Source organism: Flavobacterium tructae (assembly GCF_001853485.1).
Lineage (GTDB): Bacteria > Bacteroidota > Bacteroidia > Flavobacteriales > Flavobacteriaceae > Flavobacterium > Flavobacterium tructae.
In genome coordinates this window covers 210,678-226,185 of sequence record NZ_MIKE01000022.1, presented here as the reverse complement: position 1 = coordinate 226,185, position 15,508 = coordinate 210,678, and the positions used below count along the sequence as shown (strand labels likewise).

The following is a 15,508-nucleotide window of genomic DNA, read 5'->3' as shown; positions in this document are numbered from 1 at the left end:
AGTAATTAAATTTCATTCATGAAAAAACATCTTTTTGTTTTATCGATTTTATTACTTCTTTCGTGCCAGTCTAATAAAAAGGAAGATAAGAAAGAACTTGTTGTTGCAAATAAAGTTAATGAAGTTGAAATTGAAGAAAGTAATGACAGTTTAATTTATAAAATCGCAGAAGATTCAATAGTAATTGGAGGTGATACTTTAAAAATTGAAGCTCCTTTTATTTATTCTTTTGAAGGAATACTTGATAGTAATAAAAAAATTCAAATTCATATTTCGAATAAATTAACTGAAGAATATGGTGGATATTGGAAATCAGGTGATCTTTATATTGATGGAGAAAATCAAATTTTTGGTTTCGGAATTATAAAAAATAAAAAAGATAATTTCTATACAGGAGAAGTATATTATCATAGAGACGAAAGTGATAAGGTTATTTGTAATATTAAATTATACAATTTAGGTAGTGAGGAAATGTTTATAGAATGTATCTACAATAAAAAAAAATATAAAATTTATCCAAGTACAAAATTTCCATCTTATAAGTGTTATGATAAAATAGATTATACATTATTTGATACTAGAGAAGCTTATAAAAAAGGTAATGCAAGAGATTATACGCCATCAAGAGATTATATTTTCTTCGGAGAAATTTTATCAAATGATAAGAGTTTTGAAGCTTTAAGTTCTAATTTAAAGTATTTGTACGCAGATTCGCTTAGTATAAAAGATCATAAAAAGTGGAAACATAATTTTGGCATTAAAAAGTCAGTAAGTGATGATAATTACATGTCAGAAAGCTTATATACTAGTTCGCCTATTTTTATTGACTCAAATATTTATGTAATTTCGGGTTACTGGTACAACTATATGGGTGGAGCACACGGTTTATATCATACATCATATGATAATTATGAAGTAAGTACTGGAAGAAAAATAGAAATAGTTCAAATTCTAAACATTAAAGATAAAAAATTTATTGAGTTTTATGAAAATAGAATAAGATCAGAGTATGGTGATGCAGTGCCATCTACAATACCATTTGCTAATACTTATTATATTTTGCCAACAGGAATTACATTTTCTTATGCTCCTTATGAATTAGTTGGTTTTGCAGGAGGAGAACCACATATTTTTATTAGCTATGAAGAATTAAAACCATATATTTTAAAAAACACTATTCTGGATAAGTATAATTCGAATTAATAATAAGCTAATTTTGATTTAATTAGACAATCAAATTTTTCAGAATAAAAAATAAAAATTTATAATTTCGAATATAAATAAATGAAAGACGAAGAAGACGATAACATCATTCCGGGTGACGACGAGAATAATTCAGAAGAAAACCTGGATAACATTCAGGAGGGAGATGACGATGAAATTATCGATGTAGATGCCAAACATTTTGAAGGAGCGCATTTTTACGAAAATCAGGAACAGGAAGGTGAAGACGTAATTACGAAAGTTACCGGAATGTACAAGGACTGGTTTTTGGACTATGCTTCGTACGTAATTCTGGAACGTGCAGTTCCTGCTATCGAGGACGGATTTAAACCCGTTCAGCGTCGTATTATGCACTCTTTGAAAGAGCTGGATGATGGTCGTTATAACAAAGTTGCCAATGTTGTTGGTCACACCATGCAGTATCATCCACACGGAGATGCGAGTATTGGTGATGCTATGGTACAAATTGGACAAAAAGATTTATTGATCGACTGCCAGGGTAACTGGGGTAATATTTTAACAGGTGACGGAGCAGCGGCTTCGCGTTACATTGAAGCACGTTTGTCTAAATTTGCTTTAGAGGTTTTGTATTCTCCAAAAATTACCGATTGGGGTGTTTCCTACGATGGTCGTCGTGCAGAACCGAACAATCTTCCGGTAAAATTTCCGTTGCTTTTGGCACAGGGGGCTGAAGGGATTGCAGTAGGACTTTCAACAAAAGTTTTACCTCACAACTTCAACGAATTAATTGATGCTTCGATTAAAATCTTAAAAGGAAGAGCTTTTACGCTGTATCCTGATTTTATGACGCAGGGTATTGCCGATGTGTCTAATTATAACGACGGACTTCGTGGCGGACGTGTGCGTGTGCGTGCAAAAATTGCTCAGTTGGATAAAAATACACTGGTAATTACACAAATTCCGTTTTCGACCAATACCTCGAGTTTAATTGACAGTATTTTGAAAGCCAACGAAAAAGGTAAAATCAAAATCAAGAAAATTGAAGACAATACTGCAGCCGATGTTGAGATTTTAATTCATCTTTTCCCGGGAGTTTCTCCGGATAAAACCATAGACGCGCTGTTTGCTTTTACAGCTTGTGAAACTTCTGTGGCACCTTTAGGTTGTGTGATTGAAGACAATAAGCCGTTGTTTATCGGAGTTTCTGAGATGTTGAAAATATCGACTCACAGAACCGTTGATTTACTTCGTCAGGAGCTAGAAATTCAGTTAGAGGAATTAAAAAATAAATGGCACTTCTCGACTTTAGAAAAAATCTTCATTCGAGAAGAAATGTACATTGACTTCAAATTGTATTCAGATAGAGAGTCACTTTACAAATATTTATACGACCGTTTTGAGCCGTTCAAAAAATCATTCGTCAGAGAGATCAACGATGAAGATTTACAGCGATTGACTCAAATACCGATGATTCGTATTACCCGTTTTGACTCTGACAAAGCAGATGATTTTATCGCGAAGTTAGAAGATGAAATGAAGGAGGTAGAGTATAATCTGGAGAATTTAACAGATTTTGCTATTGCCTACTTCACTAAATTAAAAGAGAAATACGGAAAAGGCCGTGAGCGTCAGACTGAACTTCGTGTTTTTGATAATGTCGAAGCTACAAAAGTGGTCTTGCGCAACACAAAACTTTTTGTAAACAGAGAAGAAGGTTTCGTAGGAACCAGTTTAAAGAAAGACGAATATGTAGCCGATTGTTCGGATATCGATGATGTTATTGTGTTCCTGCGTGATGGTACAATGATGATTTCAAAAGTAGATGCCAAAACATTTATAGGAAAAGATATTATACACGTCGCTGTTTTTGATAAGAGCGATAAGCGTACAATTTACAACATGATGTATCGTGATGGTAAATCCGGACCTTCCTATATTAAACGTTTTAATGTTACCGGAGTTACACGTGATAAAGCGTATGATTTGACTAACGGAACGAATGGTTCACAGGTGGTTTATTTTTCGCATAATCCGAATGGAGAGGCAGAGGTCGTTACTATTTTACTGCGTCAAATAGGAACCATTAAAAAACTGAAATTCGATATTGATTTTGCTAAACTGGCCATCAAAGGCCGTGGATCAAAAGGAAATTTGGTAACCAAATATCCAATCAAGAAAATAGAATTAAAAGAAAAAGGAATTTCGACTTTACTGCCAAGAAAAGTCTGGTTTGATGATACTGTTAAACGTTTAAATGTCGATGCCAGAGGAGAATTGCTGGGAGAGTTTAAACCAAGCGATAAAATTCTGATTATAAGTCAGGCCGGTAAGTTGAAAGTGATTATTCCGGAATTGTCGACCCATTTCGAGGAAGATATGATTGTTTTGGAAAAATGGAAACCTAAAAAACCAATTTCGGCAATCTATTACGATGGAGAAAAAGAACGTTATTTCTTAAAACGTTTCCTTGTGGAAAATGAGGGTAAAGAAGAAAGTTTTATTACAGATCACCCGAACTCGCAATTAGAAATTGTATCAACAGATTACCGTCCGCTAGCCCAATTGGTTTTTGCAAAAGTAAAAGGAGTTCAGAAAGAAGATTTACATATTGATGTTGAAGATTTTATTGCTGTAAAAGGTTTTAAAGCACTCGGAAATCAACTGACGAGTGATAAGCTAAAACAAGTAAACCTCTTAGAACCGCTGCCTTATGAAGAACCGGTTGAAGAAGTTCCGGAGAGGGTAATCGCAGACGATGATGACGCTGTTGAAACAGAATTAGATGATGATGGCCAAATAGGTCTCGTTCTCGAATAATAGAAAATAAAAAAGAGGAAGTTTCAAAATTTTGGAACTTCCTCTTTCTTTTTATGTGTATAAGATCATTTTTTTTCTAATTAATTCTCTCTTTTGTTAAGAAGTCAACTTTCGGAACGAAATTGATGTAAACTGGCAGCTCTGAAAGAGCTTCAGCAATAGCATAGTGCAAAGCGCTATGAATAATAAAAAGGTGTTATTGTTTTAGCCCTGTAAGGGCGAAAGCTAAACGCCAAAGAGAGAAACTCATTTAATGTGATGAATGTTTTTTTCGGATTCGCATATTGATAAATTCCACAGCAAGCGAAAACGAAATGGCGAAGTACAAATAACCTTTCGGTACCGCTCCAATATGCTCACCTGCAAGTGCTGCATTCGATAAGTGCATGCTTTCCGTAATCAGCATAAAACCGATCAGAATCAAAAATGAAAGCCCCAATATTTGAATGGACGGATTCTTGTTGACAAAATTTCCAACGGGAACCGCAAACAACATCATAACCAATACCGAAATGACTACTGCTGTAATCATGATTGTTAAAGCACCATGGACACCATTTGTCATACCGACAGCCGTTAAAATCGAGTCGACAGAAAAAATCAAATCGATCAGGAGGATTTGCATAATGACGTTCGAGAATGATTTTTTGGCAACAGTTTTAAGTGTTTTTTCCTCCTCAGCATGATGGTCCACTTTTTCGCTGATTTCTTTAGTACTCTTATAAATCAGGAACAAACCGCCCAGAAACAAGATGACTGCCTGACCCGTAAAATCTCCTTCGAACCAGCGCCAGTGAATGCTGAAAAGAGTTGCTTTCATGGCAATCAGATACGAAATTCCCATCAGCAGGGCGATACGCATAAACATGGCTAAAAACAGACCAATTCGGGTGGCTTTCTTTCGATCTTCTTCAGGTAATTTCCCCGTGACGATGGATATAAAAATAATATTGTCAATCCCCAGGACAATTTCCAGAAAAGTCAATGTCAGTAAGGCAATCCAGGCATCGGGGTTTAGAAAAACTTCCATACTAAAGGTGTTTTAAAACATTTAAACAGATTATTTACTCAACTCTTACTACTGTGCCACGTTGTTTTTGGTCAGAACCCACCATTCCAAATTCAAAAGTATAAGAATCCTTAGAAGTGGTTAGAATTTTCATGCTGATGGCTTTTTCTTCAGCCATATTTTTAGGATGTTTTTTTTGTAAAATGTATTCACAATCACTTACCCATCTGATGGTTGAAGTGTCTGTTTTACCTTCGAAAGTTTCGATTTCGATATTGTCTTTACGTTCAAAAACAGTGGTTTTTTTGACACCATTTACTTCAAATTCAAATTTGAATTTTCCATTTTTAAAATCTTTGCAGTTGTGTTCCGCGTTATAACATGACATTAAACCTAATAATGGAAGTAAGAATATAATTTTTTTCATAATGTAATTTGTTTTTTTAAGGAGCTGATTCCTGCTGTACGCTATATCTTTTCCGTCTGCCGCGGCAGACATAAAAGGATGCCGCTTCCATCAGGGCTAGGGCATTAGTATTTATTAGAGGTTTTTTGAAGTACAAAGATTATTTATATTTATAATAACAAAAGGATAAAAATAAAAATAGAACTAAAAAGTTTAAAAAAGTCAGAAAAAACAAGTTCCTTCTTCTGTTTTCAAAACCTTGTTCTGAAGCCAGTTTTGTTTTGCAGAATCGGATGAGAATCCACCAGTATAATCCGCCAAGATCTGCATGAAATTCTATCATTTCAATCGCTTTAATTCATCATCAGTAAAGTTCTTGATTTCTTTTTCTTTGGCAAACTTTTCGGCGTTGTAATTTCCCGATTTGTTTTTTGGAATCGATAAGCTGTCCCAGTCGCCCTTCTTTAATTGTTTGGCATAAAAAACAATCTGTCCGATATGATAAGGATAATGCGCCAACTGTCTGTTGATTGCCTCAATAACGGTATGACCTTCGTTTCGGATGTAAATGATGTCTGAAAGTTGTTCCGGGTTTAAGCTGTTTAAGGCATTCAGTAAACAATCCCAGCCTTTGTTCCAGATCAGCAGGACTTCTTCTTTAGATTTCAGATCATTTTCAAATTCCGAATCACGATTGCGCCATTCTTTTTCGCCATCAGACGTTAAAAAATCGGTCCAACGTGAGAGCATATTACCTGAAACGTGTTTTACAATTGTAGCAATACTGTTGGTATCTTCATTAAGGGTAACAAAAAGCTGGTCGGGTTCTAATTGTGCAATGGCTTTTTCCCCCAGCATTTTATAGTACAAAAACTGTTTTTTAACGCTTTCTAAATAGGAATCAGTTGCTTTCATAGTGATACATTTGGTTTAGCGGAAATAAGTTTTTATTTTTTGTCACGGATTCGTGGCAAAAAACTATACAATTTTAATATCGTATTTGTCTAATAGTCCTACAATGCCCTGAGTTGAAAATTGTGCTTTTCGCATAGGGTTAAATTCAGGATCAATTTTATAATTGTAGGCAGTTCTAAAGTCGACGCTTGCCAGTTGTGTATCGTTAAAAATAGCTCCCTCGAGATTGCAATTGTCAAACAAAGAGCTGGTTAGATTGCATCCTATAAAAGAAATCTCGCGCAAAGAGCAGTTGATAAATTTAGTTTTAGGCATTTTCTTGTTCGAAAAAACAGCATAATCTAATGTACTTTCTTCAAAATAAACCTGGAATAGAAAATCATCACATTCGTTAAAAGCAATTCCAAGAAGCTTGCAATTTTTGAATGTAGCATTTTTCAGGCTGGTGCCGGACAAACTTGTCATTGACAAATTGCAATCGATAAACTCGCAGTCTAAAAAGGTGTTGTAAGCAAAATTGCTATTCGAGAAATCACAATTCTTAAAAACACAATCTTCAAACTCCCGATTGTTTATTTTCTTGTCAATATAAGTAACTTTTTCGAAGGTTTTTTGAATGTGAATTAGACTTTCCATGAGTGTTTTTTGGATTTTCGTGAATTGTGACGCACCCTAAGGATATAAATGATTTCCTCTGTTATTTGATAGGAAACCGAATAATTGTAAACCGAATAAACTCTGAAACTACCATCATTATTGGTTTTTTGAGTGTCGTGTTTATAAATTTCGGGTTGAGTTTTAAGAATTTCGGTACTGTCAAAAATAGTATTGACAACTTTATCAGCAATTGCAATTGATTTGCTTTCAAAGAAAATGTAAAAATGAATGTCCTCTAATTGATTCAAAGCACTGCTGGACCAAATTATTTTCTTCCCCATTTTTTTGCAATCTCTTTAGCCTGGTCTTCCGTATAAAAGTTGCCTTTTTTGATGTTTTCCAAAGCGTTTTCAATGTCTAAATTGTAGGCTTTGTCTGAATCAACTGTACTGTTGTTTACAGACTGTAAAAGATGTTTTAGCTTCTCGACAAACGAAGGGTCTTTTACTTTATCAATTTCCTGATGAATCCACTTTAGTTCTGCTTGAATATCCATAATAAAGAATTTGAGTAAAGATACAAATTAGTCGTTAAATAAACCTTTCATAATGATTTTCAATCCGTAAAAGATCAAAAACATAGCGCTTAAACAAGCCACAATTCCAATTCCCAAAACCAGATAATGCCAGTTGGTATGCTGATTCATAAAAGCGTTATAAATTAGCGACGGCCCAATAAACAATAAAGGCAATGAACCCGATAAATATTTAATTCCTTTTCCTAATAATTCTTTATTTGTTGCCATTTTTTTTGTTTTAGGTTTTGAGAGTTTCAGGTTTTGAGAGTTTCAGGTTTTAATGTTTCAAGTTTCAGGTTTCAAGTTTAGTACCTATTGAAATTTACGACTAGATATGCATAATCTCATTTTACATCTCACCAAAAACATCTTACCAAAAACATTTCACATTAAAGATTATAATTGTCCACAGCATTTCGTACGCTGCCGTATTTTTTTAATAATTCACTGGCTTGTTCGTAGGAAACTGGAATTTCTCCCATAATCATTTTTACACCGCGATCTACCAGTTTGATGTTACTCAATTGCATATCGACCATTTTATTGCCTTTTACTTTTCCAAGCTGAATCATTGCAGCAGTAGAAATCATATTGAGCACTAATTTTTGAGCTGTTCCGGCTTTCATTCGGGAGCTTCCGGTGATAAATTCCGGACCTACAACCACTTCAACCGGAAATTGAGCAGTAAGCGCCAAAGGACTTCCTGCATTGTTAGTGATACAGCCCGTAAGAATATTGTTTTGATTACAGCTTTCTAAACCGCCAATCACATAAGGCGTAGTTCCTGAAGCCGCGATACCAATCACTACATCGTTTTGATCAATATGGTTCGCCTGTAAATCAATCCAGGCTTGAGTTGCATTGTCTTCGGCATTTTCTACGGCACGACGAATGGCAGTATCACCACCGGCAATAATTCCGTTTACTAAATCAAAAGGAACACCAAAAGTTGGAGGACATTCTGAAGCATCAACAACACCTAAGCGTCCGGATGTTCCCGCACCGATATAAAATAATCGACCGCCTAATTTTAATTTAGAAACTACCTGTGCTACTAAAGTTTCAATTTGCGGAATCGCTTTTTCGACTGCATCAGGAACAGTTTTGTCTTCCTGATTGATGTTAACCAGAAGTTCATGAACCGACATTTTTTCTAAATGTTCGTATTTTGAGGACTGTTCTGTAGTTTTTGTAAAGGTCATTTTTTCGTGTTAATTGAACTGGGTCAAAATTAATCTTTTTTCTTGCAATCCCGAAATTTGGAACGTAAAGTCGTGAAGATTTAGAATATTTTTTTGTTGTAATTTCTGATGAAATGATTGCTCTGTTGAGCCTTTATTAAAACAACTAAAACATTATATTTGTTAAATAATTAAAAATTTGGAATGGATATAATTAGCTTTTTAACGAGTATCGCAAAAATATCAGTCTTTGTTTCTTTTTTACTGGCCTTCTTTTTACTCACAGTGCAAACAAAGAATAAATTGACAAACCGAATGTTTGCTTTCTATTTAATATTTTTTGCCCTTGATAACAGCGGTATTTTTATTGATGATGAGTTTATAAAAGCCCATTTTAATTTAGAATTTTTCAGATGGACGGCTTGTTCTCTGGTTTTGCCTTTTTTCTATCTGTACGTTTTGTCCGTTTGTTTTACAGATTTTAGATTGAGATCGAAACATTTACTACACGCAATTCCATTTGTACTCCTGAATGTGTTTTATATGTTCAGGCTTTACTTTTTAACGAACGCCGAAAAAATAGTGTTTTACAACCAGCGTGATCAGTCGCCGGAGATGTTCTTTTTGTTTCTCGCTTTGGCCTTGCAAATTGTATTTTACAGCATTGGAGTAGCTTTGGTCTTAAAAAAATACAAAGCAATATATGAGGAAAATTATACCAATCCCAGAAGTTCTGTTTTTAAATGGCTGCTTCAGATAGCGGCTATATTCTTTGTTTTGTATTATTTATGTATCATTAAGAATGCTTTAAGATATGTGAATTATGATTCGTTATGGATTTGGTCTAATGTAATATTACAGTTTATGGTTTTGGTAATAACCTGCTGGTTTGTATTAAAAGCCCTGAATCATCCGGATCTTTTTCGTGGTATCGATTCTAAATTACAGTTGGCCAAAGATATTCTTCCTAAACAGAATAATAATGTCGGAGAAAAGGAGCATCAAAATGAAGTGATTTCAGATCAAATTGCGACATTGAAGCTTTACATGACCGAAAAAGAACCTTTTCTGGATCCGTCGCTTACCATTCAGGAACTTTCGAATCAAATCAATATTCCGGTTCGGGATTTATCGGTTTTGATCAATCATCATATCGATCAGCATTTCTTTGATTTTGTGAATGAATATCGTATTCAAAAAGCAATGAATATACTGAAAGATCAGTCCAAAAGTCAGCTCACAGTTTTGGAAATTTTGTATGAAGTAGGTTTTAATTCCAAATCTTCTTTTAATACCTCTTTTAAAAAATATACAAATCTAACCCCTACAGCTTTTCGGAACGCCTCATAATAAAGGCTTTGCATAAAGTACTACTTCCCTGCGAAAAAAGTCGAACTCATTTCTGTTGAGAAAATGAGTTCGACTTTTTTTTGTCGGTCGAATTCCGAAAATTTCTGCAACAACTTTGCTTCATAATTAATCGAACAAGTTAAAACCAGAAATCATGAAAAAAGTTTACCTCCTTATTATTTTAGTATTACCGGTGTTAGGTTTAGCACAAACAACTGCAAAATTAAAAGGGAAAATAGCCAGTGAAACAACTGCATTAGAATGGGCAGATGTTTCCGTATTCAATTCAGAAGGAAAAATTATAGAAGGAACAACCAGTAAGCCGGACGGTTCTTTTGAACTTAACTTAAAAGAAGGCTTTTATAAAATAGGAATAAGTCTGCTGGGATTTGTAGACTACGAAAAGCAGATCGCGATTAAAAAAGATACCGATTTAGAAACCATAGTTTTGAAAGAGAATACTACTCAGCTGGGAGAAGTGGTAATTAAAACTAAAAAGAATACCATCGAGCAAAAAACAGATCGTTTGGTGTACAATCTCGAAAATAATGTCACAAATGTTGGTGGTGATGCTTTAAGCGCCATCAATACCGCACCTGGCGTTGTGGTTCAAAAAGAGACGATCAGTATATTAGGAAAAGGGACTTCCCGTGTGATGATTGACGGACGTATCGTTGAGTTAACAGGAGAAGAACTAAACAACTATTTAAAATCGATATCAGCGGCAGATATTAAAAACATTGAGATTATCAGTACACCTCCAGCAAAATACGAAGCCGAAGGAACGGGAGGGCTTATTAATATTGTATTGAAAAAAGGTACCCGAAATTCCTGGAAAAATACTTCCACAGCAACTTATGATCAGAATAAATACGGGGCTTTGACTTTAAGAGATAATTTCTTTTACAACAAAAATAAGTTTAGGTTTTCTGCTAGTATTAATGGAAAGAAAGGACATAAATATGCCGATGAGTTTCTCGATATGTATTTTCCTGATGGACTTTCTGAGATGATTATCAATACAAAATTTACCGATGAAATTTTGTCCGGAAAATTAGCTTTGGATTATGATTTTTCAGATCGTATAACCGTCGGTTTTCAGGTTTTAAAAGACAGAAGTAATCCGGATTTTAAGTCGGATATCAGAATTAATAATTACAATACTAAAAATGAACTGGACAATTATATCCTGAACAATAGTTTTGTGGATAAACAGTCCGGAAACCAAACTTATCACGGGCATTTGATTGCAAAATTGGATTCTTTAGGCAGAAAATTGTCTTTTGATGTAGATTATTTTAATTACAATTCAAAATTCGACCGAAATGCGATCGCCTACAATTACAGACCGGATAATTCATTTGCAGGGATCAATCAGTCGGCAAGAAATATTTCCGATCAGGATATTGATAACTGGAGTTTTAAGGCAGATATGGAACACCCGCTTACAGCATTCAATCTGTCATATGGTACAAAATTGAGTTTTACAAACAGTAAGAGTTATGTACTTTACTACAATACGATTACAGGAACACCGGAATTGGATCCGAATCAGTCCAACCGATTCAGGTATACGGAGAACAATCAGGCAGTGTACGTTAACGGAGATAAAAAAATCAGTGAGAAATGGAATCTTCAATTGGGATTGCGCCTTGAAAATACCCAAACGAGTGGTTTTTCAGAAACCTTAAACGAGGAAACAAAAAATAATTATTTGAGATTATTTCCTACGGTTTATGTTTCATACAAAGAAAATGACCGTAATAATTTCAGTTTTAATTATGGAAAAAGAATCAGCCGACCTCAGTTTGATTTGCTGAATCCATTTCGCAATTACATTAACAGTAACAGTTATTCTGAAGGAAATCCGTTTTTAAGACCTTCTTTTAGTGATAATTTTGAGTTTAGTCATTCGTATAAAGGAGTTTTGCGAACCAGCGTTTTCTTCAATGTGATCAATGACGGTTATGGTGTGATTTTTACCTCAATTCCCGAAACCAATACGCAAATTGTAACCAGAGAGAATTATTTCAGAGATCTAAAGTATGGAGTTGGAGAAAGCTATTCGGCTAGTTTTGCAGACTGGTGGCAAAGTGAAAACACGTTATATTTCTTAGGATCGAAAACAAAGTTTATTGCAGCTATCAATGCCACGCCATCCAATAGCTTAGAAGTTAATTTTTCAACCAATAATACATTCTCATTGGGCAAAACGAGTAAACTTCAAATTGATTTTAATTACAATACACCTTCCCGAAGCGGTTTGTACAAAACGGGGTATATGTCGAGTTTTGATATTGGTTTTAAACAGGATATGCTGAATAAATCCCTTCAGATTGCTTTTCTGGCAAATGATATTTTTAATACTTCTTATTTAAAAGATTTAGTTTCGGTTGTAAATGGTGTAAAGCAGGTATACAGCCAGAATTTTTCAAACCGATTTTTACGGTTATCTGTTATTTATAATTTTGGAAACAAAAAAATAAACGTGAAACAGCGTGATTTTGGAAATGAGGAAGAGAAAAACAGAACGGGGAATTAGGTTTTTAGGATGTGAGATGTGAGATGTGAGATGTGAGAAGCAGAGAAGAAAGTTTTCTGCTTCTGGGCTTCCAAACTACAATACAAAAGCTAAAAGAATCCCCAAAACAATCATAGAGACTTTGGCAACATTGAATTTATGTCCTTCGCTGCTTTCGAAAATAATGGTTGAGGAAATGTGAAACAGAATTCCGATAACGATGGCTGTAATTTCAGTGTAATATTTGCTTAGAATCGGTAAATATTCAGAGGCAACGGTACCCAATGGGGTCATAACTGCGAATGTAAGCATAAAAGCAAAAATGGCTTTTTTATTCAGCTCTGCATTGATAAAAAAGGTGGTCAGAATTACGGCAATTGGCAAATGATGAATTGCAATTCCAAGAGCCAGACCATGATGATGGCTTACCGGAAAACCTTCCAGAAAAGCATGAATACACAAGCTGGTAAAGAGCAGCCACGGAATCTGTGACATTTTAGCGTGTCCATGAACGTGCCCGTGCTCGGCTCCCTTAGAGAAAAACTCCAGTATAATCTGGAATAAAATTCCAAGCATGATGAAGATACCAATATTGTGCTTATGTGTTTCATAAACTTCCGGTAACAGATGCATTACGGTTAAGGACAATAAAAATGAACCGCTAAACGCAAGCAGCAGCTTTAGATTGGTTTTGCTCTTTGGTTTTAAAAACAAAGCCACCATATAACCTAAAAGTACAGAGAATAAGGGGAGTAGATAATTCATTTTTTATGGTTTAACCGTTGATTTGTTTAACTGTTTAATTGTTTTTGTTTAGCGATTAAACAGTTAAACAATTAAACGATTGCCCAGCTTTATTTAAAAATCATGATTAATCGTTCGCTTTCGGTTTTGTGGAATTTTTTGAGTTTATAATCTCCAAAAATATCCAGCAGGAAAATTCCGGCTTCTGCCATTAGTTCTTCAAAATCTTTTAAAGTTAAGGCTTTTACTTTTTCTGTGAAATGGTAATTTTGTCCTTGATCCTCAAAATCTATTTCTTTAAAAATATGCCCGTCCTCGACATATCTTTTGATTTTGAAATCAATTCCGTCCACACTTTTTACTTCTTCAGGTACCAAAGTTTCAATAACCTGAGTAACGTTCATAAAGTCGATTACCGCAAAACCGTATTCAGATAAACTTTCTTTAATGGCTTTAAGAGTGGTTAAATTATCGTCGTCACTTTCAAAATACCCAAAACTGGTAAATAAATTAAAGATCGCATCAAACTTTTCTTCAAAAGGTTCGCGCATATCGTGCACTTTAAAATGCAGTGTTTCGTTACTGTTTTTTGTAGCTTCTGCAATACTGTTTTCAGACAAATCGGCACCTAAAACATTAAATCCCAATTGGTTTAAATAGATAGAGTGGCGCCCTTTTCCGCAAGCCAGATCAAGTACTTTCGCTTTTTCAGGCAAATTCAGATAATGGGTTAAATTGTCCATGAAAATCTGAGCTTCGCGATAATTTCGGTCTTTATAAAGAATATGGTAATATGGAGTGTCAAACCATGAAGTAAACCAATTTTCGGTATTACGTTCCTGATTTGGTGAGGATGAGTTTGCTGCTTCAGACATTTATTCTATTTCAATTAATTCAAAGTCCGGCAAATTTAATGTATTTTTGCCGAAAAATAACTATTTCGCAACGATACCTCTATGAATCCTTGCGGAAATGCAGCAGGTGTACGGATATGCAGATGCAGAGATCAACAGCAGTACATTTGAAATAATTCAAAAATAAAGATGGAAGAAAATTTTAGAATGATAGCCAAATGTTTTTTTGGTTTTGAAGAAATATTAGAGAATGAATTGCGCACTCTTGGTGCTCAGGATGTCGAAAAAGGAGTGAGAATGGTAAGCTTTAAAGGAGATAAAGGTTTCATGTACAAAGCTAATTTATCGCTTCGTACTGCACTTAAAGTTCTAAAACCTATTTATTCGTTCAGAGCAAATAATGAACAGGCACTGTACAAAGGAATTTCGGGAGTAAACTGGTCTAAATTATTAAATGCCAATCAGACTTTTGTGATTGACGCGACCGTACACTCCACTTATTTCAACCACTCTGAATTTGTTTCTCAAAAATGTAAAGATGCTATCGTAGATCAGTTTAGAGAAAGAACAGGACAGCGTCCGAGTATCGATAAAGCTTTTCCGGATTTAAGAATTAATGTACATATCGATAAAGATCAGGTTTCCGTTGCGTTGGATACTTCAGGGAATTCACTGCATCAGCGTGGTTATCGAACTGCAACGAATATTGCGCCAATCAACGAAGTTTTGGCTGCTGGAGTCCTATTGTTATCAGGATGGGAAGGACAGAGTCATTTTGTAGATCCAATGTGTGGTTCCGGAACTTTTCTGGCAGAGGCCGCTATGATTGCCTGCAATATTCCGGCGAATATTAATCGTAAAGAGTTTGCATTCGAAAAATGGAAAGATTGGGATAACGATCTTTTTGATCAGATTGTAAACAGCCTGATGAAAAAAACAAAAGAATTTCATTACACTATAAAAGGGTTTGATAAAGCGCCAAGTGCTGTAAATAAAGCCAAAGATAATATCCGAAACGCCAACTTGGAAGATTATGTTACGGTAAGTGAGGATAACTTTTTTGATACCGAAAAAGCGGTAGAAGGAAAGTTACACATGGTTTTCAATCCGCCTTACGATGAACGTCTGGATATTCACATGGAAGAATTCTACAAAAATATCGGAGATACTCTAAAGAAAAGCTACCCGGGTACAAACGCCTGGTTTATTACGGCCAATCTTGAAGCTCTGAAATTCGTAGGTTTAAAACCATCCCGAAAAATTAAACTTTTCAACGGAAGTCTTGAAGCACGTCTGGTAAAATACGAGATGTACGAGGGAAGTAAGAGAACGAAATTTCAGGTCTAAAACTC

15 protein-coding genes are annotated in these 15,508 nt (G+C 34.9%); 5 read left to right on the top strand and 10 right to left on the bottom strand.

Going from position 1 to position 15,508, the window contains the following annotated elements; all coding sequences use genetic code 11:
• The first annotated feature begins 18 nt into the window (after positions 1 to 18).
• Positions 19 to 1,203: a DUF3298 domain-containing protein gene (locus BHE19_RS08755; protein ID WP_070906751.1), complete on the top strand. Its 1,185-nt coding sequence runs from the start codon at positions 19 to 21 to the stop codon at positions 1,201 to 1,203.
• 81 nt (positions 1,204 to 1,284) lie between these two features.
• Positions 1,285 to 4,002 carry a DNA gyrase/topoisomerase IV subunit A gene (locus BHE19_RS08750; protein WP_017498399.1) on the top strand — a complete coding sequence of 906 codons (2,718 nt, stop codon included), beginning with the start codon at positions 1,285 to 1,287 and terminating at the stop codon, positions 4,000 to 4,002.
• Between the two features lie 250 nt (positions 4,003 to 4,252).
• On the opposite strand, the gene BHE19_RS08745 is transcribed toward BHE19_RS08750, so the two are convergent.
• The 8 genes from BHE19_RS08745 to murQ all read right to left on the bottom strand — a co-directional run bounded on the left by BHE19_RS08745 (position 4,253) and on the right by murQ (position 8,708).
• On the bottom strand, positions 4,253 to 5,032 hold the full coding sequence (locus BHE19_RS08745; protein ID WP_070906750.1) for a TerC family protein: 780 nt from the start codon (positions 5,030 to 5,032) through the stop codon (positions 4,253 to 4,255).
• Positions 5,033 to 5,066: 34 nt separating this feature from the next.
• Positions 5,067 to 5,438 (bottom strand): DNA topoisomerase IV, encoded by a 372-nt coding sequence (locus BHE19_RS08740; RefSeq protein WP_070907134.1) that lies wholly within the window; start codon positions 5,436 to 5,438, stop codon positions 5,067 to 5,069.
• A 318-nt stretch (positions 5,439 to 5,756) separates the two neighbouring features.
• Complete coding sequence (locus tag BHE19_RS08735; RefSeq protein ID WP_070906749.1) at positions 5,757 to 6,332, bottom strand: DUF1572 domain-containing protein; 576 nt, start codon at positions 6,330 to 6,332, stop codon at positions 5,757 to 5,759.
• Positions 6,333 to 6,395: 63 nt separating this feature from the next.
• A complete protein-coding gene (locus BHE19_RS08730) occupies positions 6,396 to 6,968 on the bottom strand; it encodes a pentapeptide repeat-containing protein (RefSeq protein ID WP_070906748.1) in 573 nt (190 codons plus the stop codon).
• Positions 6,956 to 7,270, bottom strand: a complete 315-nt coding sequence (locus BHE19_RS08725; RefSeq protein WP_070906747.1) for a type II toxin-antitoxin system RelE/ParE family toxin — start codon at positions 7,268 to 7,270, stop codon at positions 6,956 to 6,958. Before BHE19_RS08725 ends, BHE19_RS08730 begins: the two co-directional genes overlap by 13 nt.
• Positions 7,255 to 7,485 (bottom strand): hypothetical protein, encoded by a 231-nt coding sequence (locus BHE19_RS08720; protein WP_070906746.1) that lies wholly within the window; start codon positions 7,483 to 7,485, stop codon positions 7,255 to 7,257. Before BHE19_RS08720 ends, BHE19_RS08725 begins: the two co-directional genes overlap by 16 nt.
• Before the next feature lie 27 nt (positions 7,486 to 7,512).
• Complete coding sequence (locus BHE19_RS08715; RefSeq protein ID WP_017498392.1) at positions 7,513 to 7,734, bottom strand: DUF6095 family protein; 222 nt, start codon at positions 7,732 to 7,734, stop codon at positions 7,513 to 7,515.
• Positions 7,735 to 7,895: 161 nt separating this feature from the next.
• Positions 7,896 to 8,708: an N-acetylmuramic acid 6-phosphate etherase gene (gene murQ / locus BHE19_RS08710; RefSeq protein ID WP_070906745.1), complete on the bottom strand. Its 813-nt coding sequence runs from the start codon at positions 8,706 to 8,708 to the stop codon at positions 7,896 to 7,898.
• Between the two features lie 183 nt (positions 8,709 to 8,891).
• Between murQ and BHE19_RS08705 the strand changes: the two genes are divergently transcribed.
• On the top strand, positions 8,892 to 10,037 hold the full coding sequence (locus BHE19_RS08705; protein ID WP_070906744.1) for a helix-turn-helix domain-containing protein: 1,146 nt from the start codon (positions 8,892 to 8,894) through the stop codon (positions 10,035 to 10,037).
• Positions 10,038 to 10,191: 154 nt separating this feature from the next.
• Positions 10,192 to 12,579 (top strand): outer membrane beta-barrel family protein, encoded by a 2,388-nt coding sequence (locus BHE19_RS08700; protein WP_070906743.1) that lies wholly within the window; start codon positions 10,192 to 10,194, stop codon positions 12,577 to 12,579.
• Between the two features lie 75 nt (positions 12,580 to 12,654).
• On the opposite strand, the gene BHE19_RS08695 is transcribed toward BHE19_RS08700, so the two are convergent.
• Complete coding sequence (locus BHE19_RS08695) at positions 12,655 to 13,323, bottom strand: ZIP family metal transporter (RefSeq protein WP_070906742.1); 669 nt, start codon at positions 13,321 to 13,323, stop codon at positions 12,655 to 12,657.
• Between the two features lie 89 nt (positions 13,324 to 13,412).
• A complete protein-coding gene (locus BHE19_RS08690) occupies positions 13,413 to 14,177 on the bottom strand; it encodes a class I SAM-dependent methyltransferase (protein ID WP_017498387.1) in 765 nt (254 codons plus the stop codon).
• A gap of 168 nt (positions 14,178 to 14,345) precedes the next feature.
• On the opposite strand from BHE19_RS08690, the gene BHE19_RS08685 reads away from it, so the two are divergent.
• Positions 14,346 to 15,503: a THUMP domain-containing class I SAM-dependent RNA methyltransferase gene (locus tag BHE19_RS08685; RefSeq protein ID WP_017498386.1), complete on the top strand. Its 1,158-nt coding sequence runs from the start codon at positions 14,346 to 14,348 to the stop codon at positions 15,501 to 15,503.
• The last annotated feature ends 5 nt before the right edge of the window (positions 15,504 to 15,508 follow it).